Origin of the sequence: Pseudomonas sp. R1-1 (assembly GCF_051132135.1) — a bacterium.
Lineage (GTDB): Bacteria > Pseudomonadota > Gammaproteobacteria > Pseudomonadales > Pseudomonadaceae > Aquipseudomonas.
Genome location: NZ_CP071663.1, coordinates 1,759,062 through 1,785,757, shown reverse-complemented (window position 1 = coordinate 1,785,757; position 26,696 = coordinate 1,759,062). Strand labels below are relative to the sequence as shown.

The 26,696-nt window shown below is 60.5% G+C and carries 29 protein-coding genes; 1 reads left to right on the top strand and 28 read right to left on the bottom strand.

The window, feature by feature from the left end:
- Positions 1-146 precede the first annotated feature (146 nt).
- The 27 genes from J3P75_RS08215 to J3P75_RS08085 all read right to left on the bottom strand — a co-directional run bounded on the left by J3P75_RS08215 (position 147) and on the right by J3P75_RS08085 (position 24,964).
- Complete coding sequence (locus J3P75_RS08215; protein ID WP_434709885.1) at positions 147-1,076, bottom strand: PfkB family carbohydrate kinase; 930 nt, start codon at positions 1,074-1,076, stop codon at positions 147-149.
- Positions 1,069-2,535 carry a purine-cytosine permease family protein gene (locus tag J3P75_RS08210; protein ID WP_434709884.1) on the bottom strand — a complete coding sequence of 489 codons (1,467 nt, stop codon included), beginning with the start codon at positions 2,533-2,535 and terminating at the stop codon, positions 1,069-1,071. Before J3P75_RS08210 ends, J3P75_RS08215 begins: the two co-directional genes overlap by 8 nt.
- A gap of 199 nt (positions 2,536-2,734) precedes the next feature.
- Complete coding sequence (locus J3P75_RS08205; protein WP_434709883.1) at positions 2,735-3,733, bottom strand: ADP-ribosylglycohydrolase family protein; 999 nt, start codon at positions 3,731-3,733, stop codon at positions 2,735-2,737.
- The gene (locus J3P75_RS08200) at positions 3,730-4,443 is read right to left on the bottom strand and encodes a GntR family transcriptional regulator (RefSeq protein WP_016770970.1); all 714 of its coding nucleotides are present in this window, start codon (positions 4,441-4,443) and stop codon (positions 3,730-3,732) included. The genes J3P75_RS08205 and J3P75_RS08200 overlap by 4 nt, the downstream gene beginning before the upstream one ends.
- 183 nt (positions 4,444-4,626) lie before the next feature.
- Positions 4,627-5,595 carry an L-arabinose ABC transporter permease AraH gene (araH, locus tag J3P75_RS08195; RefSeq protein ID WP_093106558.1) on the bottom strand — a complete coding sequence of 323 codons (969 nt, stop codon included), beginning with the start codon at positions 5,593-5,595 and terminating at the stop codon, positions 4,627-4,629.
- A gap of 12 nt (positions 5,596-5,607) precedes the next feature.
- Positions 5,608-7,155, bottom strand: coding sequence for an L-arabinose ABC transporter ATP-binding protein AraG (gene araG / locus J3P75_RS08190; protein WP_434709882.1), 1,548 nt, complete (start codon positions 7,153-7,155; stop codon positions 5,608-5,610).
- A gap of 53 nt (positions 7,156-7,208) precedes the next feature.
- On the bottom strand, positions 7,209-8,213 hold the full coding sequence (locus tag J3P75_RS08185) for a substrate-binding domain-containing protein (protein ID WP_434596386.1): 1,005 nt from the start codon (positions 8,211-8,213) through the stop codon (positions 7,209-7,211).
- A gap of 136 nt (positions 8,214-8,349) precedes the next feature.
- On the bottom strand, positions 8,350-9,168 hold the full coding sequence (locus J3P75_RS08180) for an SDR family oxidoreductase (RefSeq protein WP_434709881.1): 819 nt from the start codon (positions 9,166-9,168) through the stop codon (positions 8,350-8,352).
- Positions 9,169-9,438: 270 nt separating this feature from the next.
- Entirely contained in the window at positions 9,439-10,314 is an 876-nt protein-coding gene (locus J3P75_RS08175; protein ID WP_434709880.1) for an SMP-30/gluconolactonase/LRE family protein, read from the bottom strand.
- Between the two features lie 128 nt (positions 10,315-10,442).
- A complete protein-coding gene (locus J3P75_RS08170) occupies positions 10,443-11,159 on the bottom strand; it encodes a FadR/GntR family transcriptional regulator (RefSeq protein ID WP_434709879.1) in 717 nt (238 codons plus the stop codon).
- A gap of 193 nt (positions 11,160-11,352) precedes the next feature.
- Positions 11,353-11,913: a DUF1285 domain-containing protein gene (locus J3P75_RS08165; RefSeq protein WP_434709878.1), complete on the bottom strand. Its 561-nt coding sequence runs from the start codon at positions 11,911-11,913 to the stop codon at positions 11,353-11,355.
- Positions 11,914-11,928: 15 nt separating this feature from the next.
- Positions 11,929-12,534 (bottom strand): DUF4823 domain-containing protein, encoded by a 606-nt coding sequence (locus J3P75_RS08160; RefSeq protein WP_434709877.1) that lies wholly within the window; start codon positions 12,532-12,534, stop codon positions 11,929-11,931.
- Positions 12,535-12,700: 166 nt separating this feature from the next.
- Complete coding sequence (locus J3P75_RS08155) at positions 12,701-13,669, bottom strand: GTP 3',8-cyclase MoaA (RefSeq protein WP_434709876.1); 969 nt, start codon at positions 13,667-13,669, stop codon at positions 12,701-12,703.
- A 137-nt stretch (positions 13,670-13,806) separates the two neighbouring features.
- Complete coding sequence (locus J3P75_RS08150) at positions 13,807-14,445, bottom strand: TetR/AcrR family transcriptional regulator (RefSeq protein ID WP_090285183.1); 639 nt, start codon at positions 14,443-14,445, stop codon at positions 13,807-13,809.
- Between the two features lie 350 nt (positions 14,446-14,795).
- Complete coding sequence (locus tag J3P75_RS08145) at positions 14,796-15,587, bottom strand: TatD family hydrolase (RefSeq protein ID WP_434709875.1); 792 nt, start codon at positions 15,585-15,587, stop codon at positions 14,796-14,798.
- Positions 15,588-15,599: 12 nt separating this feature from the next.
- Positions 15,600-15,956 carry a PilZ domain-containing protein gene (locus J3P75_RS08140; protein ID WP_434709874.1) on the bottom strand — a complete coding sequence of 119 codons (357 nt, stop codon included), beginning with the start codon at positions 15,954-15,956 and terminating at the stop codon, positions 15,600-15,602.
- A gap of 42 nt (positions 15,957-15,998) precedes the next feature.
- Positions 15,999-16,982 (bottom strand): DNA polymerase III subunit delta', encoded by a 984-nt coding sequence (locus J3P75_RS08135; RefSeq protein ID WP_434709873.1) that lies wholly within the window; start codon positions 16,980-16,982, stop codon positions 15,999-16,001.
- Entirely contained in the window at positions 16,975-17,607 is a 633-nt protein-coding gene (gene tmk, locus J3P75_RS08130; RefSeq protein ID WP_090285190.1) for a dTMP kinase, read from the bottom strand. Before tmk ends, J3P75_RS08135 begins: the two co-directional genes overlap by 8 nt.
- A gap of 19 nt (positions 17,608-17,626) precedes the next feature.
- Entirely contained in the window at positions 17,627-18,799 is a 1,173-nt protein-coding gene (gene mltG, locus J3P75_RS08125) for an endolytic transglycosylase MltG (RefSeq protein ID WP_434709872.1), read from the bottom strand.
- 3 nt (positions 18,800-18,802) lie between these two features.
- Entirely contained in the window at positions 18,803-19,618 is an 816-nt protein-coding gene (gene pabC, locus J3P75_RS08120; RefSeq protein ID WP_434709871.1) for an aminodeoxychorismate lyase, read from the bottom strand.
- The gene (fabF, locus tag J3P75_RS08115; RefSeq protein WP_007908259.1) at positions 19,618-20,862 is read right to left on the bottom strand and encodes a beta-ketoacyl-ACP synthase II; all 1,245 of its coding nucleotides are present in this window, start codon (positions 20,860-20,862) and stop codon (positions 19,618-19,620) included. Before fabF ends, pabC begins: the two co-directional genes overlap by 1 nt.
- A gap of 108 nt (positions 20,863-20,970) precedes the next feature.
- The gene (acpP, locus tag J3P75_RS08110; protein ID WP_087265500.1) at positions 20,971-21,207 is read right to left on the bottom strand and encodes an acyl carrier protein; all 237 of its coding nucleotides are present in this window, start codon (positions 21,205-21,207) and stop codon (positions 20,971-20,973) included.
- 196 nt (positions 21,208-21,403) lie between these two features.
- A complete protein-coding gene (fabG, locus tag J3P75_RS08105; RefSeq protein WP_016770989.1) occupies positions 21,404-22,147 on the bottom strand; it encodes a 3-oxoacyl-ACP reductase FabG in 744 nt (247 codons plus the stop codon).
- A 16-nt stretch (positions 22,148-22,163) separates the two neighbouring features.
- Positions 22,164-23,102: an ACP S-malonyltransferase gene (fabD, locus tag J3P75_RS08100; RefSeq protein WP_103306704.1), complete on the bottom strand. Its 939-nt coding sequence runs from the start codon at positions 23,100-23,102 to the stop codon at positions 22,164-22,166.
- A gap of 123 nt (positions 23,103-23,225) precedes the next feature.
- Complete coding sequence (gene plsX / locus J3P75_RS08095; protein WP_434709870.1) at positions 23,226-24,236, bottom strand: phosphate acyltransferase PlsX; 1,011 nt, start codon at positions 24,234-24,236, stop codon at positions 23,226-23,228.
- 4 nt (positions 24,237-24,240) lie between these two features.
- Positions 24,241-24,423, bottom strand: a complete 183-nt coding sequence (gene rpmF / locus J3P75_RS08090; RefSeq protein WP_003179396.1) for a 50S ribosomal protein L32 — start codon at positions 24,421-24,423, stop codon at positions 24,241-24,243.
- Between the two features lie 13 nt (positions 24,424-24,436).
- Positions 24,437-24,964 (bottom strand): YceD family protein, encoded by a 528-nt coding sequence (locus tag J3P75_RS08085; RefSeq protein WP_003204262.1) that lies wholly within the window; start codon positions 24,962-24,964, stop codon positions 24,437-24,439.
- Positions 24,965-25,069: 105 nt separating this feature from the next.
- Here J3P75_RS08085 and J3P75_RS08080 point away from each other — a divergent pair, with 105 nt between their 5' ends.
- A complete protein-coding gene (locus J3P75_RS08080; protein WP_434709869.1) occupies positions 25,070-25,648 on the top strand; it encodes a Maf family protein in 579 nt (192 codons plus the stop codon).
- Between the two features lie 51 nt (positions 25,649-25,699).
- Here J3P75_RS08080 and sppA read toward each other — a convergent pair whose 3' ends face one another.
- Complete coding sequence (gene sppA / locus J3P75_RS08075; RefSeq protein WP_434709868.1) at positions 25,700-26,689, bottom strand: signal peptide peptidase SppA; 990 nt, start codon at positions 26,687-26,689, stop codon at positions 25,700-25,702.
- Between the last annotated feature and the right edge of the window lie 7 nt (positions 26,690-26,696).

Below are 26,696 nucleotides of genomic sequence, written 5' to 3'. Positions count from 1 at the left end.
GATCCAATGTGGGAGCCAGCCTGCTGGCGATAGCGGTAGATCAGCCGCCGCAAAACTTCGGCCGCTATCTGGGCAGGTAGCCCTCACAATGGAATTGTGGTGGACACAAAACCTGTGGGAGCTAGCCTGCTGGCGATAGCGGTGGGTCAGCCGCCGCAGGACTTGCGGATAAACGCATCCACCTCAGCCGCCCCCGGCGCTGTGGCCGGTCCCCAGCGCGTCACCGCCAAGGCTGCCGCCGCGTTAGCCCGCCGCGCTGCTTCGTGGGCATTCAACCCCTGCGCCAACCCGGCGATAAACACTCCCGCATGCGCGTCGCCGGCACCGTTACTGTCTACCGCTTTCACAGCAAACCCCGGCACATGCCGGCGCTCCCCGGCCTGCTGAATCCAGCAGCCCTGCGACCCGTCGCGCACGACCATCAACACCGAATCCGGCAAATGTCTGACCAACCGATCCAACGCTTGGGCTATGTCGTCAGCACCCGTAAAACGCAATGCCTCGACACTGTTGCTGGTCCACACATCAATGCGCGGCAACAGCGCCTGCATCAGTGGCGAGTCCGGCGATTCCACCAGCGGGCCCGGATCAAACACCACGTTGATGCCCTTCGGCACGGCCAGCGTCCAGTCGAGCAACGCTTGCGCCTTGCCAGGGTGAAGCAGGCTGTAACCGCTGAGGTAGACATAATCGCCCGCCTCGGCGGTAACGCTGTTCAAGTCCTCGGAGGACACCTCGCCTTCGGCACCGATATAGGAAATGAAACTGCGCTCGGCCGAGGCATCGGTGAGGGCCACGCACAAACCGGTGTCGCGTTCAGCAGGTTCAGCAATACCGATGCAGATCCCTTCAGCCTGCATCGCCTGGCGCGCCAGATCGCCGAAACGTCCCGTGCCGTGACGCCCCAGGTAAACCACCGGCAGGCCGTTGCGCACCGCTGCCGCCATCACGTTGAACCCGCCACCCGCTTCGAAACCCGCCGACTGCGCCAACACATCGCCGCCAACCTGCGGGAGTTTTTCCACGGCCATGACCAGGTCGATGATGACCTGGCCGGTGTGCAACATCTTAGGCATGAGCATTCTCGGGTTGCGCGGCGCGGCGATCTTTCGCCCCGCCCAATACAAGGTACAGGCCACCGGCAACGACAAAGGTCACGATCCAGCCGAGGCCGTTATGGCCCAGCCAGGAGTCGGACAGGAAACCTTTGAACCAGACGTTTTCGGCAGTGGTGCCGATGGTGGTGAAACTGAAACCCAGCACGATGGCAATCGCCCAGGCGCCGAACGCACGCCACTCGATACCGCCGTGGTACCAGTAGGCGCTGCTCGGGCTGACGTCGAGCAGGTCCTTGGGGCTGTAATAATGACGATGGATCAAATCGACCACGAAGATCCCGACCCACGCCGTGATCGGCACCGCCAACAGGGAAATGAAGGTAATGAACGGACCGTAGAAACTGTCGGCGATCAGCATGAAATAAATCGAGCCGGCAAAGATCGCGACGATGTCCACCACCACCGCGTAGACGCGTTTGACCTTGAGGCCGAGGGTCAGCGTGGTCAGGCCGGCGGAGTACACCGACAGGTTGTTCGACAGTAGCAGACCGCCGAACGCGGTGACCAGATACGGCACGGCCATCCAGGTCGGCAGCATGTCGCGGATCGCCACGATCGGGTCAGTCGCCGACGCCAGATCGTTGTTGCCCACCGACAGCAAGCCGCCGAGGGTGATCAGCAGCACCAACGGAATACCCGCGCCGAACGCAGCAGAGGCGACCAGTCGCACGGCTTTGACGCTGCGGTGCTGATAGCGCGACATATCCGCGCCAGCGTTGGCCCAACCGATCCCGGTGCCGGCGGCCATGGTGCCGATGCCGATGATCATCGCGCTCAGCGGCGCCGGCGTCGCGTTGAATACCGCGCTCCAGTCGATGGTCGCGCAGAGGAAGCCGCCGACCAGAATGTTCAGCGCACCGAACACGTACGTCGCCCACTTCTGGATGACCAGCAAGGTGGCGTGGCCGAGGCCGGACACCGCGAGGGTCAGCAAAACGAAAATCGCAATGAAGATCAGCGTCAGCAGCGGCGCACTTTTCGCTTCGACCGGCGAGCCGAACAGGATCGAACACAGCGACAGCAGGACGAACGCCGCGGTGGTGGTGTTGACCGTTTCCCAGCCCAGCCGCGACATCAGCGACACCAGCGTCGGGCCGATATTGCCGCGTACGCCGAAGATCGCCCGCGACAGGGTCAGGCTCGGCGCGCGACCCCGTCGACCGGCAATCGAGATGATCCCGACCACCGCAAACGAACCGGCGGCACCGAGGATCGCGACGATGATCGCCTGCCAGATCGCCAGCCCGCGAAACGCCACCAGCGTGGCGCCCAAGGGCAGGCCGAGAATGGAAATGTTGGCGGCGAACCAGACCCAGAACAGTTGCAGCGGATGGCCGTTGCACTCGGCTTCCGGCACCGGCTCGATGCCGCGGGTTTCCAGTTGCCCGGCGCTCTGCCCGGCGGTCGATGAACTCATGAACGTGCTCCTGTTTGCCTTTTTTGTGGTTGTGGCAATGATGCAAAACAAGACATTGCGGCCGTCCCGGGCCTGTCTGCGCGATCCATTGCGGTGTGAGAATTCAAATAGGCGGTGCGCCCTTCGCGAGCAGGCTCGCTCCCACAGGGAAATACGGTGCCAGTGTGGGAGCGAGCCTGCTCGCGAAGAGGCCAGCCAGTCAACGCAAGGCCAACAGCCCCTGCACCAACGGCTCAAGCTCCAGATGATTAACGGCCTTCACCGTATCAATCATCTCGGCGGGCCAACACTCAAGCCCCAGGCAGGCCCCGAGCATCGCGCCGAGAATCGCTGCGATGGTGTCGGTATCGCCACCGAGGCTGGCCGCCATGCACAGTGCCTCGAACGCGCTCATTTCGCCGATGGCGACTTGCTGGGCCAGGGCGAACGAGACCACCACCGATTCCTGCGACGCCACCGAAGTGCCGATCACGTCGTAGAGTAGATCCGCCAGCAATGCCTTATCGCTGTCGACACTGATGCTGCGCGCCCAACTGATCCGCGAGCCGATACGACCACCGGCCACCCAATGCCCGTGGGTTTCTGCCTGCTGGGCGACTTGCTGACCGAGGTTCAACGCCTCGCCCAGATCCAGACCATTGACGCCGGCAGACACCACCGCCGCCACCGCCGCCGCGCTGGAAATCCCCAGTGTGGTGTTGTGCGTGACCTGACAGGCCTGCACCACCGCCGCGATAAACCGTTCGCGATCCGCCACATCGGCGGCGATCCCGACCGGGGTGATGCGCATCGCCGCGCCGTTGGTGGTGCCATAGCGCCCGGCCTCTTCCGGTGAATGGCCAGCGAGAATCATTTCAATCGCACGCTTGGTCGACGGCCCGAGCAGATCCTGCGAGCCCTTGGCCTGCATCTCGGCTTCCCACTCGATCAAACGCTGCGCGAGCACTGCCGGCTCGATGCGGCCCTTGCCCTCGACCAGCAATTCGCCGACCAGAATCGCCTGTTCGGTGTCGTCGGTGATCGAGCCTTTGGGCATGTTCGCGGCGATCGGTTGCAGCGGCCCGGCGTCCTGCAGATCGGTGATCTGGCCGAAACGCGCCTTGATCGTTTCGCGATTGAGCGATTGCGTCGGCATGCCCAGCGCATCACCGAGGGCCAGACCATAAAAAGCGCCGAGGGCACGGTTGAGCGGGGTCATTTCGATTCTCCGAATTGCAGGTGCAGACGAAAATGCACCGGGTCAAGCAGGCTTTCGACCTGCTCCATGAAACGGTTCTGGCGGTCGTAGGTGGTGCGCAGGGCTTTGAGGAAGACCGTGCCGACCGGGCGACCGAGCAGTTCGGCATCTTCGGCATTCAGCGGTTCGGCGCCGATCCACTGATCGCCGCGCTCGCCGATGTAGCCATATGCGGCCAGAGTGATGGTCAGGGAATTATCGATCAGGCCTACGCGCGGCAGGCTTTCGAGGCCACCATTGGCCGGCATCAATGAGCGCTCGAGCGACACCAGCGTACCGTCGGTAGCGCGCCGACGACGGTCAAGGGTGATGAACTGGTCGGTGCCGAAACGCACCAGCAGATCGGGCCGGGTCACAGCTTCAAGGCGCAGCACCTCAGTGTTGATCAGCGCCCCGCTGTCGGCCAGCGCCTGCGCCCAGCCACTGCGCTGGTCGAGGGCAACGCCGTCAAACGTGACGATGGAGCCGACGCCGCTTTGCGTGGCGATGTAATTGCGCCGCTTCAGCTCGGCCAGCGCCTCACGCAGCGTGCCGCGGCTGACCTGGAATTCCTGAGCCAACTGATGCTCGCCGGGCAACAGAAAGCCGTCCTCCATGAGGCCGCTTTCGATGCGCCGGACGAGCTCGTCGACCACCCGTTGTTTCTTGTCGAATCGTACCTGTCTAATCATGTACAGATTGATAACCGAAACGGGGTGTGGCGGGCAAGGGATATTTGCGGGAAGTGACCGAAGGTGAAGGGTTTACGCGATCATTGTAGGAGTGAGCCTGCTCGCGATGACGTCAGCACATTGAACATCAATGTATCTGGAAGGACGCTATCGCGAGCAGGCTCACTCCAGGGTGAGTTGATGTCAGCGTTGTTTCAGGCGGTCAATCACCACGGCCAGCAACAGAATCGAACCACGAATCACATACTGATAAAACGTGTCGATGTTCTTCAGGTTCATCGCATTCTCGATGATCGCCAGAATCAGCACCCCGGCAATGACATGGCGGATCATGCCGATCCCGCCGCTCAGCGACACCCCGCCCAGCACGCAGGCCGAGATCACCGTCAGCTCGAAACCCTGACCGATCATCGGCTGCCCGGAAGTCATCCGCGATGCGAGGATCACCCCGGCCAGCGCACCGATCAAGCCATGCACGGCGAAGATGATGATCTTGGTCCGGTCAACGTTGACGCCCGCCAGCAGCGCCGCTTCCTGGTTACCACCGATGGCCATGGTGTTGCGCCCGTAGGTGGTGTAGTTGAGCAGCCAGCCGAAGAACAGGAAGCAGACGATGGTGATCAGGATCGGCACCGGCACGCCGAACAACTGGCCGTTACCGAAGACGAAGAACGACTCCTGCGACACGCCGACCGCTTTGCCATTGGCAAAAATGTAGGCCAGCCCGCGGACGATCTGCATCGTCGCCAGCGTGGTGATCAGGGCGTTGACGCGCAGTTTGGCGATCACGATGCCGTTGATCAGGCCAACGATCAGGCCCATCGCCAGTGCCGCGCTGACGCCGAGAAACACGCTGTTGGTGTCGCGCATCACCACCGCCGCAACCACACCGGCGCAGGCGATTACCGAGCCGACCGACAGGTCGAAATGCCCTGACGCCAGGCAATACAACATGGTGCACGCGGCGATGCCGGTGGTGGAAATCGCCAGGCCCAGCCCGCGCATGTTCAGCGGCGAAAGGAAGTTGTCGATCAACAGCGTGCAGGCAATGAAGATGCCGATCGCCGCCAGCAGCATGACCCAGTCGTCGAGGAAGCGACGCATGTCCAACGGTTTGCGCTCGGTCGGCAGGGTTTCGTTTTGGGTTGTCATCATAGTCACCTCTCAGTTCGCCACGCCGTCAGCGCGGTGGCGCGGCAAAGCCAGTTGCAGCAGGTTGGATTCATTGGCCTGGTCACGGTTGACTTCACCGCGCAGGGCGCCTTCGCACAGCACCAGAATGCGGTCGGAAATGCCCATCACTTCCATCAGGTCGCTGGACACCACGATCACCGCAATACCGTCGGAGGCGAGGTTATGGATGATCTGGTAGATCTCCGCCTTGGCACCGATGTCGATGCCGCGGGTCGGTTCGTCGAGCAGCAGGACTTTCATCGGCATCGACAGCCAGCGACCGAGAATGGCCTTCTGCTGATTGCCGCCGGAGAGGAATTTGATCTGCTGGCCGGCGTGCGGCGTTTTGACTTTCAACGCCTTGATCTGCTTGTCGGCGTTGCCCTTCTCCCACAGCCCGCGAATCAGGCAGCCAAGGCTCGAATGCGCGCCCCGGGCACTGATGTTGATGTTTTCGGCGACGCTCGCCAGCGGAATAATGCCTTCCTTCTTGCGGTCCTCCGGGCACAGCAGAATGCCGGCGGCAATCGCGTCGCGCGGCGAGCGCAATTTCAATTCATGACCACGCAGTTCCAGGCGTCCGGCGGTGTTGCGCTCCAGGCCACTGAGCAGCCGAAACAGCTCGGTGCGCCCTGCCCCGACCAGCCCGAACAGGCCGAGGATCTCGCCTTTGTGCGCTTCGAAACTGATCGGTTCGCGCAGCCCCGGGCCGAGCAAGCCGTCAACTTTCAGCGCCACCGCGCCACGCGGGCGATGACGGTAATCGTAGATGTCCTGAATGTCGCGACCGACCATGCAGGTCACCAGTTGATCGTGGGTCAGCTGGCTCATGTCATCGAAGGTGCGCACGTAGCGACCGTCCTTGAACACCGTGACGGCGTCGCAGATACGGAACACTTCTTCCATGCGATGGGACACGTAAAGCACCACTTTGCCTTCGTCGCGCAGGCGGCCGATGATTGCCATCAAGCGATCGATCTCGCGTGCCGAAAGGCTGCTGGTCGGTTCGTCGAAGGCAATCACATGGGCGCCGCGCGACAAGGCTTTGGCGATTTCCACCAACTGGCGCTGGCCGAGCGACAGGCGCCCGACCTTGGTCTGCGGGTCGATTTCATCGGCCAGGCCTTTGAGGCAATTCAAGGCCTTCTGGCGCAGTTCACCGCGATTGATCAAACCGAAACTGGCCGGCAAATGGCCGAGAAACAGGTTCTCGGCGACGGTCATTTCCGGGACCAGATGCAGTTCCTGGTGAATCACCGCGACGCCGCTGCCAATGCTGTCGGCAGTCGATTTGAACGCCATGGTCTGCTCGCCGATCTGCAGCTCACCGCTGCTCGGAATGTAGGCGCCACCGAGGATTTTCAGCAGGGTCGATTTGCCAGCGCCGTTCTCGCCCATCAGCGCATGAACCTGGCCGGGATGAGCGACGAAACTGATGCCGTCCAGCGCCTTCACGCCGGGAAAGGTTTTGCCGATCCCGTTGAAACGCAGGCTGCCGCTGGCGCTGTGTTGTTCTTGTGTCTGTACTTGCGCGTGCATAAAGCCACCTCTTCACACCGATAAACGGCCCGGTTGCCCGGGCCGTCGCTGCGTCAGTTCCACAGGCCGATTTTTTCCAGCTCTTGCTTGAAGTTTTCGCGGGTGATCAGGGTGACGTCATCCATGGCGGTGTACTTCGGCGGCTCTTTGCCGGCGGTGATCCACTCGTACATCATCTCGGCGGTCTTGTAGCCTTCGATGTGCGGGCTTGGCAGCATGGAGCCGAAGAAGCCGCTGTCAGGCTTTTTCAGTTCGCCGATGGCGTCGGTGCCGTTGATGCCGATGCCGATCACGTTGGTCGCGGCAAAACCGGCCGCTTCAGTGGCGCGCACGCCGCCGAGCACGGTGTTGTCGTTCATGCCACCGATGATCAGGTTTTTCGCCGCGCTCGGCAGTTTCACCAATGCCGAGTTGGTGGCGTCCATGCTGCCCGGTACGTCGAGTGTTTTCAGTGCGGCGAAGAGGATGTGATCTTCCGGCATGCCGGCCTTCTTCAGGGCATCGACCGAACCGTCGGTGCGCTTCTTGCCGGTGTCGAGTTCGTTGTAGGTGTTGACCACCGCGTAGGTGTCTTTCCAGTCCCAGTTACGCTTTTTCGCTTCGGCGGCCATGGCGGCGCCCTGCTTCTGGCCGACTTCGAACGCAGCCATGCCGAGGTACGGCACGTCTTCCATGAATTTGCCGTTGGCGTCGACGAAACGGTCGTCGACTGCGATCACCTTGAGATCGTTGATCTTGGCTTTGGCCATGATCGCCGGGCCGAGGGACACATCCGGCGGGCAGATCACGAAACCCTTGGCGCCGTTGGCCGCGAGGCTATCGATGGCCGAGAGGGTTTTCTCGCCATCGGGTACGGCGATCTTGATCAGTTCAAAGCCTTTGTCCTTGGCGGCTTTCTCGGCGAAGGCCCACTCGGTCTGGAACCAAGGTTCTTCGGCCTGCTTGACCAGAAAACCGATCTTCACCGCGTCGGCGGCGAGCAGCGCACTGCTCAGGCTGAACGCAGTGACCGCCAGGGCAGTACTGCACAGGGTACGAATCCCGAATCGACGTTTCATCAGATGACTCCTTGTTATTTTTTTTGAGCAAGGTTTGAAAAGCGTTGAAGCGTGTTCTCAGTGAAGCGTGTTGAAAATAGTCATATCGTATGATGATTGGATTGCAAGCGTAGTTCAGCGCTGCAAATCCGTTTGTTCAGTCGTGGTACATCACCGACCGCCCACCATCGATGGTGATGCACGAAGCATTGATAAAGGGTGCTTCGTCACTGGCGAGAAACACCGCCGTCATCGCCACTTCCAGCGGCTGGCCGATGCGTTTCGGCGGGTGCAGGTCGAAGGCACGTTGGCGCTCGGCATGCGGGTCGGCAAAACCGTTCCAGTAGTCGACGTTCAGTTGCGTTTCGATGTAGCCCGGGGCGATGGCGTTGACCCGAATGCCTTTGGGCGCGTACTCGATGCCCAGCGCGCGGGTCAGGCCGAGCAAGCCATGTTTGGCCACCGGATACGGGAAACAGCCGGGAATAATGTGGCTGGAATGGGTCGAGGCGATATTGATGATGCTGCCCACGCCTTGTTCGAGCATCTGCGGCAGTACCGCTTTGCAGCCATACCAGGCGCCGTCCAGATCGATGGCGAAGCAACGGCGCCAGTCTTCCTCGGTCATCTGCAGCGGATCACGGAACACGTTGACCCCGGCGCAGTTGACCAGCACGTCGATACGCCCGTGCAGTTCAACGGCGCGTTTGGCCATGGCATTCAGATCTGCCTGACGCGAAACATCGGCCTGCATGGCTTGCACGTCGTAACCCTGGGCGCGCCAGTGCGCGGCGACGTTTTCGACTTTTTCCGCCTGGATGTCGCTGATCAGCAGGTTTGCCTGTTGGCAGGCGAACGCAGCGACGATGGCTTCACCGATGCCTTGCGCGGCGCCGGTCAGCAACACGACTTTGCCGCGCAGACGTTCACCTTGGGGTGGCGCAGGCACCGGCGGCAGAGTAAGCGCTTCAGCCACGGGTCAGGCCCCCTTTTCGCAGGCGCAAAAAAACCGGGCATCAACCGATGTCCGGTTTGCAAGACGTGAAGAATTGAACAGGCAAGTGCGCGCCACGACTTCAAGCCGTGGCGAGAGACGGACTCCGCGCGGGAGTGCGATGGATATTCGCTGCATCACTTCACCTGTTTTGTTCTTTTTAAGTGTGAGTGCGTGTTACTGCTGGAGCCGACTATAAACCCGACCGCCAAATAATCTCAATATATAATTTTGCATCCCATATTATGAGATTCAACCGGCAAAACGCGTACAGAGCTTTCCTGCAACATCGACGCGCATCGACAGCACCGCGCCATCCAGCGGATGGTTATGCGGGCTCTGGGCACTGGTGATGTATAGGGTTTTCAGGTCAGCGCCACCGAATACGCAACTGGTCGGACGGCTGATCGGCAGGTCGATCTTGCGGTCCACAACGCCTTCGGGCGTCAGACGCAGCAGACAACTGCCGTCCCAGCGCGCATTCCACACATAACCTTCAGCGTCCATCGCCGAGCCGTCCGGGCCGCCGTGCTGATCGGATTTATGGAAAACCTGCGCATCGTCGAGACTGCCGTCGGTGCGGATGAAATATTGATTGAGCGTGCTGTCGAGGCTGTCGCCGAACAGCAGCTTGGTGCCGTCGTCACTCCACAGCAGGGTGTTGGGAATGCCCAGATTGAGCAGCAACGGTGTGACGCGTTGATCCGGATCGACCCGGAACAGCCCGCCGGAGCGGCGCACGATCGGCAGGTCTTCACCCTGTTCGCCGATGTTGTTCTGCATGGTGCCCAGCCATAATCGGCCTTGTGCATCGCAGCGCGCTTCGTTGGGCCGGTTGCCGGGTTGCGGGTCGGCGACACAGAACAGCGTCAGCTTCGGTTCGAGGCCCGGCGAATCGAGGTCGAGGCGATAAACGCCGCTGCTCAGGGTCACCAGCGCATCGCCGTTGTTGCACGGAATGAACGCGGACACATGCTCGGGCATCTGCCAGATCTGCACGTTCTGGCCAATCAGACGCAGCGCCTGCTTGCCGGCGATATCGACCCAGTACAGCGCCTGGGTCGGCGCGTCCCAGAAAGGACCTTCACCGAGCTGGGCGCGGTGTTCGGTCAGGGCGGTCCACTGCATTTGAGGGCTCCATTATTGTTGTTTTCTGTAGGAGTGAGCCTGCTCGCGATCGCGGTGTATCAGTGACGTTGATATCAACTGACTGGCCTCATCGCGAGCAGGCTCACTCCTACAGGGGATCGGTGTGTTCAGCTGGCTTTTTTATCGGCCATGACTTTCGGGTAAAACCGCTTTATCGCCAGATCAGCGTTGTCGATCAGGGTCATGCAGGCCCACACACCGCGCGTTGAATCGCGGGCGGCGATGGCATCGGCCATGTCCTTGTGAATCGGTAACGTGCGACGCAGTTCATCCGGGTCGGCAGCAGACACTTCGAACGATACCGCGAGCAACGCGCCGAGGGCCGGGACCATCTGTTCGATAAATTGATTGTGGCTGGCGGCAAGAATGCATTCGTGGAAGGCCTGATCGGCGCGGTTGTACTCGATGCCGCTGTCGACTGCGCGTTCAAGTGCGTGATAGGCCAGTTTCACTGCTTCGATCTGTTCCGGGGTTGCGCGTTCACAGGCCCAGCGCACCGCCATCGGTTCGATGGTGCGGCGCAGATCGAGCAGGTCGTCGACGAAGTTTTCCGGCAAACCGTTGCGCGACAGCCAGCCGACCACTTGCGGGTCGAACAGGTTCCAGCGCCGCACCGGCAAGACTCGCGTGCCGACTTTCGGCCCGACTTCGAGCATGCCTTTGGCGACGAGGGTTTTGATCGCTTCGCGAATCACCGTGCGGCTGACCCCGAGCTGTTCGCCCAGATCCGCCTCGACCTTGATGGTCTGCCCCGGCCGCACTTGGCCCGCGGCGATCCAGCTACCCAGCCAGTCAACCGTCGACGCATGAAAGCTGCTGGACATGAACACCTCAAAGCGGTTCGCGATGGGTGCTTACGCTAATCATCATACGAATAACAGTCAACGAGATTTTTCAGCTGAAATATAAAACCCATGTAGGAGTGAGCCTGCTCGCGATTGCGGTGTGACAGTCGACAGTGCCTTGACTGATACACCGCAATCGCGAGCAGGCTCACTCCTACAAGGGGTATGTGTTCTAGGGTTCGATACCGATGCGGAAGAACTCGCCGCTGCTCCATACGCCCAGCCAGCGCTGGCCGTCGATTTCACGGCTGACGGCCAACTCCACCAACTCGTAGAACACGTTGCGGTGGATCAGCGCTTCAAGATTAGTGCGCACATGCACATAAGGCGCTGGTTCCTGTGTCGTCGGATCAATCTCGACACGCAGCGGATGCTCGGGCCCGGCCTCGGTGGTTTCATCGACGTTGGTGGTGAAGCGCAGCACTTGCGCTTCACCCTCGCCTGCCACCTCAACGGCGATTGCCACGAACGGCGCGTCGTCGACCTTGATGCCGACCTTCTCGACCGGTGTGATCAGGAAATAATCATCGCCGTCGCGGCGGATGATCGTCGAGAACAGCTTGACCATCGGCTTGCGCCCGATCGGCGTGCCCAGGTAATACCAGGTGCCGTCGCGGGCGATGCGCATGTCGATGTCGCCGCAGAAGTCCGGGTTCCACAAGTGCACCGGCGGCAGGCCTTTGGTTTTGGGGATCTGTCCCAACAGGTCATTGGCTTTTTGCGGTCCACTCATGGCGTCCTCCTTCGGTTATTGGTTGCCGATCCCCAGCAGACTGCGTGCGTATTGCGCCAGCGGCGGGCCGATCAGGTCTTCAGGCTTGTTGTCGTGGAACGTCAGTAAACCGCCACGACTCTTGATCCGTGCAGTATCAATCAAATACTGGGTGCTGGTCTCGATCAACATGATCTGAATCACCCCGCCGTCGATACCGAGGCGGTCGACCGCTTCCTGATCGAGCCATTCATCGGAGGTGCCGATACGGTCGTCAGCCTTGGCGAAACGCGTGTAGAGCAAGTAATGCGCGCCGGCATCGCGAGCTTCGCCCATGGCTTGGTCAAGGCCTTCGGGAGCGCGGGCGCGGCGGACCATCGGGAAGTACTCGACGAACCCCTTGAAGGCTTCTTCGGCGACCACGTTAGGCCGCGGATAAGAACCGCCCGGAGGGGCAAAAGCGCCCTGAGCGATGTAGATGAACGAGTCCGGCTGAATGCGGAAATTGTTCACGCGACGACTGTCGCTGTGGTCCAGCAAACCGGCATCACTCATCTGGTAGCGAGTGCCTTCGGCCATATCGCTGACAGTCATACAGCCGCCAAGCGCCAAAACGGCCAGCAGCAAAACCAGGCTACGCATCCTATTCCTCCAAAGGCCGGTGACGGAAAACCGGCGAATGGCCGTTGAATGCAGCTTTTGCGCCAGCTCTGGAAATTGCTGACTTGTAGATCGCATCGCCAGCAGGCTGGCTCCCACAGGATTGCGCAAAACACTGTGGGAGCCAGCCTGCTGGCGATGAGGACAGTCAGCCGCCGATAATCTTCATGACCGTCGCACCACCGGAAAACGCCACCTCCTGCTTGTCCCCCAACGCCTTGATCAGCAAGCGTTGCAACGCAGGCAGTGCCTCATGGCGCGGCTTGTCGAGCAGATCACCGACATAGTGGCGATTGCTCGACGACAGGCAGCCATGCAGCCAACCGGTCGAGGACAGGCGCAGACGCGAGCAGGTGCGGCAGAACGGCACGCTTTCGTTGGCGATCACGCCAAAGTTACCCAAACCGGGAATCGCATAACGAACGGCGGTGGCGTCGATCGGCGCGTCGGTCTGCGCATATTCGTAGCGCTCGCCGATCAGGCTGAGCAGCTGCTCGAGACTGACGAACTGCTGCAGGAACGCATTGGTGTCCTTGGCCAGATGGCCCATGCGCATCAGCTCGATGAAGCGCAATTCGAATCCACGTTCGAGACAGTAATCGAGTAGCGGCATCACCTGATCAAGGTTCTGCCCGCGCAACGGCACCATGTTGACCTTGATCTTCATGCCCGCCGCGGCAGCCTGTTGCATACCGTCGAGTACGCTGGCCAGATCACCGCCACGGGCGATGCTGCGGAACGCTGCTGGATCGAGGGTATCGAGGGAGACGTTGATGCGGCGTAGGCCAGCATCGATGAGCAAGGGCAGTTTTTTCGTCAGGAGCTGGCCGTTGGTGGTCAGGCTGATATCGTCCAGGCCCATCTTGCCGACGGCGCTCATGAACGATTCGAGTTTGGGGCTGACCAGCGGCTCGCCGCCGGTGATGCGCAAGCGCTCGATGCCGGCCGCTTCGATCAGATACGCCACGCCGCGGGCCATGGCTTCGGCCGACAGCTCGTCCTGCGCCGCCACCAGCCGCTTGCCGTTGGGCACGCAGTAGGTACAGGCGTAATTGCAGGCGGAAGTCAGGCTGATACGCAAATTGCGAAAACGCCTGCCTTGACGGTCAACGATCATGATCACTCCGGCGATGGAAAATCGAGCGACTAAAACTTGACTTAGAATTCAAGTTTTAGCAAGCCCTATGCCTGAGTATATTCCTGCGGTATTGCGACATGTAACGAATTCACGGCGCAATAAGGCTGCTGAATGGCTCAGCTGCTTGGCGTTTCCGGGTCGCGCTTGCGCTTGTTGCCCATGCGCACGCCGATATCCATCAGGAACTGGAAGAAGCCTTCCTGATCTTCCAGCACATTGCTCCAGAACGGCGAGTGGTACAGCGCGACTGCGCCGTGTACCAGTGCCCAGGCGGCGCAGTAATGGAAGTACGGCGGCACGTCTTCAAGCTTGCCTTCGCTGATGCGGCCCTTGATCAGCAGGGTCAGGCGTTCGAAGTTCGAGGCACGGATCTTGTGCAGCTCCTCGACCATTTCCGGGACCTGATTGCCTTTGACGACCTTCTCTTCGAGACGGTCGAACAGGCGATAGCGCTGCGGGTCACGCATGCGGAATTCGAAGTAGGCGCGCGACAGCGCTTCCTTGTCCTTGTCGACGTCAGCCGAATGCAGCAGCTCGTTCAAATCGCGCTCGTAATCGAGCATCAGGCGCAGATAGATCTCGGCCTTGGATTTGAAGTGCTTGTAGATCGTGCCTTTGCCGATACCCACGGCATCCGCAATCATCTCGACGGTGACGCTGTCTTCACCTTGTTCGAGGAACAGCTTGAGCGCGGTATCGAGAATTTCCTGCTCGCGGCGACGAAACTCACGGACCTTACGAGGTTCTTTGTGCATAAGAAAAGGTCTGAAGGGTCAAAATACGAAGCCGCGTATTATGCCTAACTTGCGCAAAAATGCACGGATCATCGACCATAGCTGTGTTTGCCGTTCATTTTGCGAACGTTTCAGGGGTAATGAGAACTCAACTGAAGCAAACGTATTCCAAATTTGTTTAAAAACCCCGACCGGCTTACTGGACTGCACGCCAGACTGATCAATACTTGAACTGTCGGGCGACATCTCCCCCAAGTGTCGCGCCGATAAAGGTACCAACGGACCGCGTGCCTTTGTTTTACTCCTAATGGTCTTAACCCGGATTCACCCCCCAGAACCCGGGTTTTTTTTGCCTGCGATTTGGCCAGCCGCTACAGGGCAGATCTGACACTCGCCAAAGGGAACAAACGCTTGAAGTTCTCGGTGGTCTGCTCGGCAAAGCGCTCGTAGTCCTCGCCGCGCAGCATTGCCAGAAACTCCGCCACCTCGCGCACATACTGCGGCAGGTTGGGCTTGCCGCGATAAGGGATCGGCGCCAGATACGGCGAATCGGTCTCCACCAGCAAGCGATCGGCCGGCACTTTGCTGGCGACATCGCGCAAGGCGTCGGCATTGCGGAAGGTGACGATGCCCGACAGGGAAATGTAATAACCCATGTCCAGCGCGGCTTTGGCCATGTCCCAGTCTTCGGTGAAACAATGCAGCACACCGGCCTGAGGCAATGCTGCTTCGCGCAGCAGCTCAAGCGTGTCGGCCCGCGCACCGCGGGTGTGAATGATCACCGGCTTACCGGTCTGTTGCGCGGCTTGCAAGTGCAGGCGGAACGACGCCTGCTGCAGCTCGGCGGCTTCCGGTTCGTAGTGGTAGTCGAGACCGGTTTCGCCGATTGCCACCACTTTCGGATGATCGAGCTCGTGCAGCAGCCAGTCGAGCGCCGGCGCCGCGCCAGGCTGGACGTCGAGCGGGTGCACGCCGACCGAGCAATCGACATCGCTGTAGCGCTCGGCGAGGGCTTTGACATCGGCGGCGTTGTCGGCGCTGACACCAATGCACAGAAAGTGCCCGACACCGCGTCCGCGAGCTGCATCGAGCGCAGCATCCAGCGAGCCGTCATGGGCGGCGAGGTCAAGTCGATCGAGGTGACAATGGGAATCTACGAGCATAAAAACGGCAACTTACATCGTGTGGGTGGGACGGTCGGACTTCAACGCTCCGGCCAGATGGGTTTCGATACGACTGCGCGCGGTGTCGTCGCCATCGTTGAACTGCACGCCGACACCGGCGGCACGATTGCCTTGCGCACCTTTGGGAGTGATCCAGGCGACCTTGCCGGCAACCGGGATCTTCTCCGTCTCGTCCATCAGATTGAGCAGCATGAACACCTCGTCGCCCAACCGGTAATTCTTGTTGGTCGGGATGAACAAGCCACCGTTCTTGATGAATGGCATGTAGGCGGCATACAACACGGATTTGTCCTTGATCGTCAGGGACAGGATGCCGTTGCGCGGGCCGGGGCTGATCGGTTCAAGCATGTTCACCTCCACTGCTGATGTGCAGAGTCTAGGTACACATTTCTATCTTTGACCAGGCAATCCCGCCCATTGCACCAACAATGCTTCCAGCAGCAGCGCCGGATTGAGGTTGGCCTTGCTCAGCACCTTCTGGCGCTGGGCGAGAATCCAGTCCTGAATATCGAGCACTTTGCCTTGTGCACTTTTCTGCGCCAGGTACTGCACGACCTTGCGCATGTCAGGCAGACCGAGACCTGCCTCGTCCTGAGTCAGCTGATAACGCAGGATCAGGCTCGACCAGTTGCAGAACCAGTCGAACAGGCGCAGCATCGGAATGTTTTTCCATTCCTCGGCCAATTGCGTTGGCGACTGCTGGCCCTTGAGCAACTTTTTCACGCCTTCGACCACCTGCGCGCGCTGCTCGCGTACGCCTTGGGCTTGCAGGCTGACCGCCATCAACGGCGAACCGGCCGCCAGCGTCAGCAGTTCGACACGCTCGTCTTCGGAACATTCCGGCAACGCTTGCGCCAGCCACTTGAGACTCATCGCCTCCCCCGGCAACGGACAGGCCTGCTGCACGCAGCGGCTCTTGATCGTCGGCAGCAAACGGCTGGTCTGGTGGCTGACCAGCAGCAACACGGTATCGCCGGACGGCTCTTCAAGGCTTTTCAGCAAGGCGTTGGCGGCATTGATGTTCATCGACTCGACCGGCTCGATCAGCACCACTTTGCGTCCGCCCAGTTGCGCGGTCTGCACCACGAAACTGACCAGATCGCGCACCTGGTCGACCTTGATGGCCTTGTCGGCTTCTTCGGGCTCGAGAATGTAATTGTCCGGGTGGCTGCCGGCCTTGAGCAGCAGGCAGGATTTGCATTCGCCGCAGGCTTCCGGGGTCGGACGCTGACACAGCAAACTCGCCATCAGACGCTCGGCCAGGGCCCGCTTGCCGATCCCGGCCGGGCCGTGCAGCAGATACGCGTGAGCGTGCTGGCTACGCCCGGCCAGTTGCTGCCAGAGGCTGTCCTGCCACGGATAGGCCTCAGCCACGGCTCAGCTCCACCAGATTCGGAATCAGCGTATCCAGCGATTGTTGCACCTTGCTCAATGGCTGACCGGCGTCGATTCGCACATAACGCGCTGGATCGGCTTCGGCACGTTTAAGAAAGGCACTGCGCACCGCTTCGAAAAAGGCCCGCCCTTCCAGCTCGAAACGATCCAGCCGGCCGCGAGCGCTGGCACGCGCCAAACCGATTTCCACTGGCAGGTCGAAAATCAACGTCAGGTCCGGGCGCAGATCGCCCTGCACGAAGCTTTCCAGCGTGGCGATGCGTTCCAGCGACAAGCCGCGACCACCGCCCTGATAGGCGTATGTCGAGTCAGTGAAACGATCGCACAGGACTACCGCGCCTCGGGCCAACGCCGGACGAATCACCTCGGCCAGATGCTGCGCGCGCGCGGCGAAGACCAGCAACAGTTCGGTATCGGGATTCATGACTTCGTCGGCCGGGGCCAGCAGCACGTCGCGGATCCGCTCCGCCAGTGGCGTGCCCCCCGGCTCACGGGTCAGCACGACCTCGATACCAGCGGCGCGCAGGCGCTCGGCAAGGTATTCGCGGTTGGTGCTTTTGCCGGCGCCTTCCGGGCCTTCGAGGGTAATAAACAAGCCAGTCACAGGCAGTCCTTAATCAAAGTCATTGCGCGTTTTCGGGGGCAGCGGCATCCGGTGCCGGCGCAGGCTCCTGCGGCGCAACCTGTGGCAGTGTCTCCGGCGCAGGATTGGGCGAGGCTGCCGGAATAGCTTCCTCGCTTGCCGGGGTTTCCGGCGCTGCTGTCGGTGCGGGGCTGGAACGGTAATCGGCACGGCGCTTGAGCTGATACTCGCGCACCGCATTGTTGTGCGCATCCAGATCATCGGAGAACACGTGGCTGCCGTCACCACGGGCGACGAAATACAGGCTGGTGCCTTCCACGGGATTCAACGCGGCATGAATGGCTTCACGCCCGACCATCGCGATCGGTGTTGGCGGCAGGCCAGGAATCACATAGGTGTTGTACGGCGTCGGTTCTTTCAGGTGCGCACGGGTCAGCTTGCCGGTGTAGCGCTCACCCAGGCCGTAAATCACCGTCGGGTCGGTCTGCAGCTGCATGCCCAGTGCCAGGCGCCGCACGAAGACCCCGGCAATCTGCCCGCGCTCCTGCGGTACGCCGGTTTCCTTCTCGACCAGCGAAGCCATGATCAGCGCCTGATACGGCTCTTTGTAAGGCACATCGGCAGAACGTTTTTCCCACTCGCTGGCCAGCACTTCGTCGAGACGAGCAAAGGCCTTTTTCAGCAACTCGGCATCGGACATGCCGCGCACGAAACGGTAGGTGTCAGGGAAGAAGCGTCCTTCCGGGAACAAGCCTTTATGGCCGATCCTCGCCATGACGTCGCTGTCGCTCAAACCGCTCAGGGTCTGCTCGAGCTTTTCATCCTTGGCCAGCGCGGCGCGCACTTGATGGAAATTCCAGCCTTCGACCAGCGTCAGGCTGTATTGCACCACATCGCCGCGCTTCCACGAGTCGATCAGACCGTTGACGGTCATGCCCGGCTGCATGCGGTATTCGCCGCTGTGGATGGGCGTGCCGGCGAGGTTGAAGCGCCAATACACGCGCAGCCAGAACGCGTCCTTGATGACACCATCGGTTTCGAGAGAAAGGAAAGTACGGGTCGGCGTCGAGCCTTTCGGCACATCCAGCAGTTCTTCCTGCGTGATGTACAGAGGCTGTTCCAGCGCGCTGTGAATCTTCCAGGCGCTGGCGCCCAACAGCAGCCCTGCCAGAACCAGTCCGGTTTCCAGCAGCAGCAAAAATTTACGTCTCACAAATCAGGCATCCAATAGGGCGCGGGCAAGGGTTTGCAGTTTACGGGTGAGCGGGCCAACCGGCCAGCTCAGTGCAGCGTAGGCGCGTACCGGCCACACGCCATACACGCTGTTGCAGACAAACACTTCATCGGCCCATTGCAGCTGTTCCAGGCTGATGTCGGTGATTTGGCTGGGGATGGCCAATGACTCGGCCTGAAACAAAATTTCTGCGCGCATCACACCGGCCACGCCACAGCGCTGCAAATCCGCAGTGATCAACACGCCGTCGCGGACGATGAACAGATTGCTGAACACACCTTCAATGACGCGCCCGGTGCGGTCGAGCATCAAGCCTTCGGCGTGCTCGCTGTCCTGCCATTCGGCGCGGGCGAGTACCTGTTCCAGTCGATTGAGGTGTTTGAGCCCGGCCAGCAACGGCTGCCGGGATAGCCGCGTGGTGCACGGAAACAGACGTATGCCGTGCTCGGCATGGGCAGCGGGATAAGCGGCAGGAGGATTGCCTTGCAGAATGCGCCGGCCCGGCGCCGCGGGATCAGGCGCATAACCGCGCTGACCGTCGCCACGGGTGAGGATGAGTTTGAGCACGCCCTCGCCCATCGCTGCCGCATAGCGCAGCAGCTCGTCGCCGATCAGTTCGATATCGGCGGCGATGGCCAGCCGCGCACAGCCCTCGGCCAGACGCGCCAGATGCCGATCCAGCAGGATCGGCTGGCCGCCACGCACGGCGATGGTCTCGAACAGACCATCGCCGTAAGCCAGGCCGCGATCTTTCAGCGACAGACTGTCAGCCGGTTGACCGTCGACCCAGCAGTCCATCAGCCTGCGAACCGGCGGAACGCCAGGGTGCCGTTGGTGCCGCCAAAACCGAAGGAGTTCGACAGCACGACATCGATGTCCATGTTGCGCGCAGTGTGCGGTACGAAATCGAGGTCGCAGCCTTCGTCCGGCTCATCGAGGTTGATGGTCGGCGGCGCCACCTGGCTGTTGATTGCCAGTACGCTGAAGATCGCCTCGACCGCGCCTGCTGCACCTAACAAGTGACCGGTCATCGACTTGGTCGAGCTGACCGCCAGCTTGTAGGCGTGATCGCCGAACACCGACTTGATCGCATTGGCTTCGGCAAGGTCGCCGGCCGGGGTCGAGGTGCCGTGGGCGTTGATGTATTGCACCTGATCGACATTGATCTTCGCGTCGCGCAGCGCATTGGTGATGCAACGTGCGGCACCGGCGCCATCGGCCGGTGGCGAAGTCATGTGGAAGGCATCGCCGCTGGTGCCGAAACCGATCAGCTCGGCATAGATGGTCGCACCGCGCGCCTTGGCGTGTTCGAGTTCTTCGAGCACCAACGCACCGGCACCGTCGGACAGCACGAAACCATCACGGCCCTTGTCCCACGGACGGCTGGCACGGGTCGGTTCGTCGTTGCGGGTCGACAGCGCACGGGATGCGCCGAAGCCACCCATGCCCAGACCGCACGCGGCCATTTCGGCGCCGCCGGCAATCATCACGTCGGCTTCGTCGTACATGATGTTGCGCGCCGCCATGCCGATGCAGTGCGTACCGGTGGTGCAGGCGGTGGCGATGGCGTAGTTGGGTCCCTGTGCTCCTAGATGGATGGACAGGAAACCGGAAATCATATTGATGATCGAGCCTGGCACGAAAAACGGCGAAATACGTCGTGGGCCGGTCTCATGCAGGGTACGGCTGGTTTCTTCGATGTTGGTCAGACCGCCGATCCCCGAACCCATGGCAACGCCGATGCGCTCACGGTTGGCATCGGTGACTTCCAGCCCGGCATTGCGCACGGCTTGAAAGCCAGCGGCGAGGCCGTACTGAATGAACAGGTCGAGCTTGCGCGCTTCCTTGACCGACAGGTATTCCTCGACATTGAAGCCCTTGACCGAGCCGCCGAAACGGGTGGAATAGGCAGAAAGGTCGGTGTGTTCGATCAGACCAATGCCACTGCGGCCAGCCAGAATGCCCTGCCAACTGCTCGGCACATCCGTGCCCAGTGGCGACAACATACCCATACCGGTGACTACGACGCGTCTACGCGACACAGCACTCTCCTTTTTCGAATGACGACTTTGCATCAGGCCTAAAGAAAAAACCGCACGCCGTAATGGCAGTGCGGTTTTTCCATGACAGCTAGCGACGACTAAAAACGATTACGCCTGGTGGGCAGTAACGTAGTCGATTGCAGCTTGTACAGTAGTGATCTTTTCAGCTTCTTCGTCAGGGATTTCGGTCTCGAATTCCTCTTCCAGAGCCATCACCAGCTCAACGGTGTCAAGGGAGTCGGCACCCAGGTCTTCAACGAAGGAAGCGGTGTTGACTACTTCTTCCGATTTGACACCCAGTTGCTCGGCAACGATTTTCTTGACGCGCTCTTCGATGGTGCTCATACCTTGTTTTCACTCCTAATGGACAAATTCAGGCAGCTGGCCAGTGGGTAAGTGTATAGAAAGACTTTTCAGTTTTTCAACTGAAAGCTTCACTCCTCAAACCCTGCGACCCTCTGCCTATAAATAGATTGCAGCTTTATAACGGATTTTAGACAGCTCGTATGACATTTTTTTGAAGCAATCCGTCACATTTTACTTACATGTACATCCCACCGTTCACCGGGATTGTAGCCCCGGTAACGTATGCCGCACCGTCGGATGCAAGAAAAGCGACCACGGACGCGATCTCTTGAGCTTGCCCCAGACGACCCAGCGGAATCTGCGTCTGCAAGGCTTCACGCTGTGCTTCAGGCAGCTCGCGGGTCATATCGGTGTCGATGAACCCTGGGGTTACCGAGTTGACCGTAATCGAACGCGAACCGACTTCACGCGCCATCGCCCGGCTGAAACCTTCCAGACCGGCCTTGGCGGCTGCATAGTTTACTTGGCCAGCGTTGCCCATGGCACCCACCACCGAGCCAATACTGATAATTCGACCCCAACGCGCCTTGGTCATGCCGCGCAGAACGCCCTTAGACAGGCGATACAGACTGTTCAGGTTGGTATCGATCACGTCGTACCATTCATCGTCTTTCATGCGCATCATCAGGTTATCGCGGGTGATGCCGGCATTATTGACCAGAATCGCCACTGGCGCACCGAACTGTTCCTGAATGCCCGCCAGCACTGCGCTGACCGATTCGTCGCTGGTGACGTTGAGTTCGAAACCCGCGCCCTGGATACCGTTTTCCTTCAGGGTCGCGGCGATGCGCTCGGCGCCCGACGCGGAGGTCGCGGTGCCGACAACGATAGCGCCCTGGCGACCCAGTTCCAGCGCGATGGCCTGGCCGATACCGCGGCTTGCACCGGTGACCAGTGCAACTTTACCTTGCAGACTCATGCAAGTTTCTCCTGATTCAGGCCTGCGCTGCGCGAGCGGCAGCGAAGGCATCTGGGGTATTGAGGTTGGAAGTGGCAACGCCTTCGGCGCAGCGCTTGTTCAGACCGGCCAGGACTTTGCCCGGACCGCATTCGACCAGATTGGTCGCGCCTTTGGCGGCCAGCGTCTGCACCGACTCGACCCAGCGCACTGGTTTGTAGAGTTGTTCGAGCAGATCACGCTTGAGGGTTTCCAGGTCGGCCGGCACTTGTGCACTGACGTTCTGTACCACCGGGATCTGCGGCGCCTGCCAGTCGATGGCAGCGATGGATTCGGCAAAGCGCTCGGCGGCCGGACGCATCAGTTCGCAGTGCGACGGCACGCTCACCGGCAGCGGCATGGCACGCTTGGCACCACGCGCCTTGCAGCCTTCGATGGCGCGCTCAACGGCAGCCTTGGCACCAGCAATCACTACTTGGCCCGGCGAGTTGAAATTCACCGCGCTGACGACTTCGCCTTGCGCGGCTTCGGCGCAGGCTGCCAGCACATCAGCATCTTCCAGGCCGAGGATGGCAGCCATGCCGCCCTGTCCGGCCGGAACCGCTTCCTGCATCAACTGGCCGCGACGCTCGACGAGCTTGACCGCATCCGCCAGGGTCAGGCTGCCGGCGGCAACCAGCGCGCTGTACTCACCCAGGCTGTGACCGGCAACGAATGCCGGACGCGCGCCACCTTCCGCCAGCCACAGACGCCACAGGGCGATCGAGGCGGTCAGAATGGCCGGTTGGGTCTTGTCGGTTTGATTGAGCAGCTCTTCCGGGCCCTGCTGGGTCAACGCCCACAGGTCATAGCCCAGCGCAGCAGAGGCTTCTTGAAAGGTTTCGAGGATCAGCGGATGTTGCGCGCCCAGCTCGGCCAGCATGCCGAGGGACTGCGAACCCTGTCCTGGAAAGACGAATGCGAGGGAAGCAGACATGTAACAAGCCCCTAATGATCTTGTCGTCGGAAAATAACGCCCCGCTCGGGACGCCAGAAACTGACAGTTTGGATGGCCCTTTGAACCGGGCGGTCACATTTAAGCATTGTCCGACGAAAACGCCTAAGACAACAGGTCCTCCAGACGACCGTGGAGACGCTCGGGCAAGTTCTCCTGGATCTCGATCAGCGCACGGGATATGGCGCTCTGAAAGCCCTCAACGCCGGCCGATCCGTGACTCTTCACCACAATGCCCTGCAAGCCGAGAAAGCTTGCGCCGTTATGTCGCGCCGGCGCCAGATCGGCCTGCAAGCGCTTCATCAGCGGCAGCGCCAGCGCTCCCACCGCCCGCGAGGCAAGATTCTTCTTGAACAACGCTTCGATGCGCCCAGCGATCATCGTCGCCAGGCCTTCGCTGGATTTGAGCAGAATGTTGCCAACGAAACCGTCGCACACCACCACATCCGCCTCGCCACGGTACAAACCGTCGCCTTCGATGAAACCGATGTAGTTGATGCCACGCGCCGCCTGCAACAGCGTTGCCGCCAGCTTGACCTGTTGATTGCCCTTGATGTCTTCGGTACCGATGTTCAGCAGAGCGACGCGCGGGCGATGAATGCCCAGCGTTTGCGCCGCCACCGAGCCCATTACGGCGAACTGCAACAGATGTGCGGCGCTGCAATCGACGTTGGCGCCCAGATCGAGCAACTGACAATAGCCGGTCTGCGTCGGGATCGCGGCGACCATCGCGGGGCGATCAATGCCCGGCAAGGTCTTCAGCACAAACCGCGACAACGCCATCAACGCACCGGTATTGCCGGCGCTGACACAGGCCTGAACCTTGCCATCACGCAACAACTCGAGAGCGACACGCATCGACGAGTCCGGCTTGCCACGCAGGGCCTGGGTCGGCTTTTCGTCCATGGTGATGACTTCGCTGGCCGGGACAATCGTCAGGCGCGCGCGATCGGCAGCCGATTGGCCGTTGATCAGTTCTTCAAGAAGGGAAGGTTGACCGACGAGGGTCAGGTGCAGCGAGGGCGTAGCAGACAGGCAAGCAAGGCTGGCCTGAACAATGCTGCGGGGACCGAAGTCCCCGCCCATTGCGTCAATCGCGATGACTTGAGCGGACAAGTGATTACTCGTCAGCGCCCTTGTCGATCACTTTACGGCCACGGTATACACCTTCTGGCGATACGTGGTGACGCAGGTGAACTTCACCAGTGGTTTTTTCTACAGACAGGGTGCTAGCCTCGAGAGCGTCGTGCGAACGGCGCATGTCACGGGCAGAGCGGGATTTTTTGTTCTGCTGAACAGCCATAATTGATTAACTCCTAAACGTTTGGGTCACGCTTTAACTGCGCCAATACACTGAACGGGTTGGACCGCGTTACCTCGTCCTCGCTCGGTTCGGGCTCATCTGCTCCCGCCGGCTGCTGGCATTCTTCCGGATGATGAGCAGGCACAATGGGCAAGGCGAGCAGAAGCTCCTCCTCGATCAGTGACTGCAGATCCAATGGATCTTCGCCCAGTTCCAGCACGTCATAACCTTTCGGCAACGACTGGGTATTCGCACCCTCCTTCACCACGGCGTAACTGCATTCGCTGTGGATCGGCAGGGTGACCAGCTCAAGACAACGCTGGCAAACCATTTTGACTTCGGTGTCGATAAAGCTGTGGATGACCACAGATTTACGTTCATCTCGTTCAAAAACGAATTTGGCCTGCACCGTACCGACATCGTCGGAAAGCGGGTCGCAGAGTCTCTTCAAATCGGCCAGCAGCAGTTCACCTTGAAGGGTGGTGCCACGGTCAGCCAATTTGCGCGGGTCAACGTGAGGTGGAATCGGGTCATTCAACATAGGCGCAGCATTATAGGGATGCCCCCACCCATGTCAAAGGAAATTGTGCCCTGTCCGTCACTTGCGTGCCTCCGCTAGAATCCGCACCTGCCTGAGGAGACGTCCATGCTGCCTTTATTACTTGCTTCAAGCTCGCCCTATCGACGCGAATTGCTCGCTCGCCTGCACCTGCCGTTCGTCTGCAGCTCGCCGGACATCGACGAAAGTCACCGCCCGGGCGAGCGAGCCATCGAGCTGGTCAAACGCCTCGCCGAAGAAAAAGCCCGAGCACTGGCCGACAGCCATCCGGACCATCTGATCATCGGCTCGGACCAGGTGGCCGTACTCGACGAGCAGATCATCGGCAAGCCGCACACCTTCGAGAAGGCCCGCGAGCAACTACTCGCCGCGAGCGGCAGCCGCGTGACCTTCCTGACCGGCCTGGCCCTGCTCAACAGCCAGACCGACCACTGCCAGGTCGACTGCGTGCCGTTTACCGTGCACATGCGCCAACTCGACCCGGCGCGCATCGAGCGCTACCTGCGCATCGAGCAGCCTTACGACTGCGCCGGCAGCTTCAAGGCCGAAGGTCTCGGCGTGAGCCTGTTCCAGTCCACCGAAGGGCCGGACGCCACCAGCCTGATCGGCCTGCCGCTGATTCGCCTGATCGACATGCTGCTGACCGAAGGCGTGCAGATTCCCTGACCCCAAAAAAAAACCGGCCATTGAAAGGCCGGTTTTTTATACAGCGAAGGCTTATCGCAACGACGGCCCGTGGAAACCCATCCACATCGCCAACTGCTCGGCCACACTGGCGCCGAGCTTTTTCGAGAAGCGGTCGAACGGCGATTCCTGAACCGTGAAATCCACCAACTCTTTCTCGCCAATCACGTCCCGCGCCACCGAACTGGCACTGCCCAGACCATCGATCAGACCCAGCGGCAACGCCTGCTCGCCCGACCAGACCAGCCCGGAGAACAGCTCCGGATGCTCCTTGTCTTTCAGGCGATCGCCACGGCCCTGCTTGACGCTGTTGATGAACTGCTTGTGCGTGGTGTCCAGCACACCCTGCCAGAACGCCGTTTCTTCGGGTTTCTGCGGCTGGAACGGATCAAGGAACGCCTTGTGCTCACCAGACGTATAGGTGCGACGCTCGACGCCAAGCTTTTCCATGGTGCCGACAAAGCCGTAACCGGCTGCCGTCACACCAATCGAACCGACCAGACTCGCCTTATCGGCGTAGATCTGATCGGCCGCGCTGGCGATGTAGTAGGCACCGGACGCACCGAGATCGGAAATCACCGCATACAACTTGATCTCTGGATGCAGGCCACGCAGGCGCTTGATTTCGTCATAGACATAACCGGACTGCACCGGACTGCCGCCCGGGCTGTTGATGCGCAGAATCACGCCTTTGACCTTTTTGTCTTCAAACGCAGCGCGCAGGCTGCCGACGATATTGTCGGCACTCGCCGGTTCTTTATCCGCGATCACACCGTCAATTTCGATCAGCGCCGTGTAGTTCGGGCCGCGCGTGGCGCTCTTTTCCATGTCCATCAGTGGCGTGAACAGCAGCAACGCAAAAAACAGATAAACAAACGTCAGCAGCTTGAAAAAAATCCCCCAACGCCGCGAGCGACGCTGTTCCTGCACGCCGGCGAGCAAGGTTTTTTCCAGCAGCTTCCAGCTTTTCGCGTCACCGTCGTCGGCACTTGCCTTGGCCGGTGCTTTCCATTCGTCGGTCATGCCATCA

Coding starts and splice junctions, on each gene's coding strand:
- rpmF (WP_003179396.1), bottom strand. CDS start 24,423: ATGGCTGTTCAGCAGAACAAAAAATCCCGCTCTGCCCGTGACATGCGC.
- J3P75_RS08165 (WP_434709878.1), bottom strand. CDS start 11,913: ATGAGTGGACCGCAAAAAGCCAATGACCTGTTGGGACAGATCCCCAAA.
- J3P75_RS08085 (WP_003204262.1), bottom strand. CDS start 24,964: ATGTTGAATGACCCGATTCCACCTCACGTTGACCCGCGCAAATTGGCT.
- J3P75_RS08185 (WP_434596386.1), bottom strand. CDS start 8,213: ATGAAACGTCGATTCGGGATTCGTACCCTGTGCAGTACTGCCCTGGCG.
- J3P75_RS08080 (WP_434709869.1), top strand. CDS start 25,070: ATGCTGCCTTTATTACTTGCTTCAAGCTCGCCCTATCGACGCGAATTG.
- J3P75_RS08160 (WP_434709877.1), bottom strand. CDS start 12,534: ATGCGTAGCCTGGTTTTGCTGCTGGCCGTTTTGGCGCTTGGCGGCTGT.
- J3P75_RS08170 (WP_434709879.1), bottom strand. CDS start 11,159: ATGTCCAGCAGCTTTCATGCGTCGACGGTTGACTGGCTGGGTAGCTGG.
- J3P75_RS08155 (WP_434709876.1), bottom strand. CDS start 13,669: ATGATCGTTGACCGTCAAGGCAGGCGTTTTCGCAATTTGCGTATCAGC.
- J3P75_RS08215 (WP_434709885.1), bottom strand. CDS start 1,076: ATGCCTAAGATGTTGCACACCGGCCAGGTCATCATCGACCTGGTCATG.
- acpP (WP_087265500.1), bottom strand. CDS start 21,207: ATGAGCACCATCGAAGAGCGCGTCAAGAAAATCGTTGCCGAGCAACTG.
- J3P75_RS08150 (WP_090285183.1), bottom strand. CDS start 14,445: ATGCACAAAGAACCTCGTAAGGTCCGTGAGTTTCGTCGCCGCGAGCAG.
- araH (WP_093106558.1), bottom strand. CDS start 5,595: ATGACAACCCAAAACGAAACCCTGCCGACCGAGCGCAAACCGTTGGAC.
- pabC (WP_434709871.1), bottom strand. CDS start 19,618: ATGGACTGCTGGGTCGACGGTCAACCGGCTGACAGTCTGTCGCTGAAA.
- J3P75_RS08145 (WP_434709875.1), bottom strand. CDS start 15,587: ATGCTCGTAGATTCCCATTGTCACCTCGATCGACTTGACCTCGCCGCC.
- J3P75_RS08200 (WP_016770970.1), bottom strand. CDS start 4,443: ATGATTAGACAGGTACGATTCGACAAGAAACAACGGGTGGTCGACGAG.
- J3P75_RS08210 (WP_434709884.1), bottom strand. CDS start 2,535: ATGAGTTCATCGACCGCCGGGCAGAGCGCCGGGCAACTGGAAACCCGC.
- J3P75_RS08140 (WP_434709874.1), bottom strand. CDS start 15,956: ATGCTTGAACCGATCAGCCCCGGCCCGCGCAACGGCATCCTGTCCCTG.
- fabG (WP_016770989.1), bottom strand. CDS start 22,147: ATGAGTCTGCAAGGTAAAGTTGCACTGGTCACCGGTGCAAGCCGCGGT.
- sppA (WP_434709868.1), bottom strand. CDS start 26,689: ATGACCGACGAATGGAAAGCACCGGCCAAGGCAAGTGCCGACGACGGT.
- fabD (WP_103306704.1), bottom strand. CDS start 23,102: ATGTCTGCTTCCCTCGCATTCGTCTTTCCAGGACAGGGTTCGCAGTCC.
- J3P75_RS08175 (WP_434709880.1), bottom strand. CDS start 10,314: ATGCAGTGGACCGCCCTGACCGAACACCGCGCCCAGCTCGGTGAAGGT.
- J3P75_RS08205 (WP_434709883.1), bottom strand. CDS start 3,733: ATGACCCCGCTCAACCGTGCCCTCGGCGCTTTTTATGGTCTGGCCCTC.
- araG (WP_434709882.1), bottom strand. CDS start 7,155: ATGCACGCGCAAGTACAGACACAAGAACAACACAGCGCCAGCGGCAGC.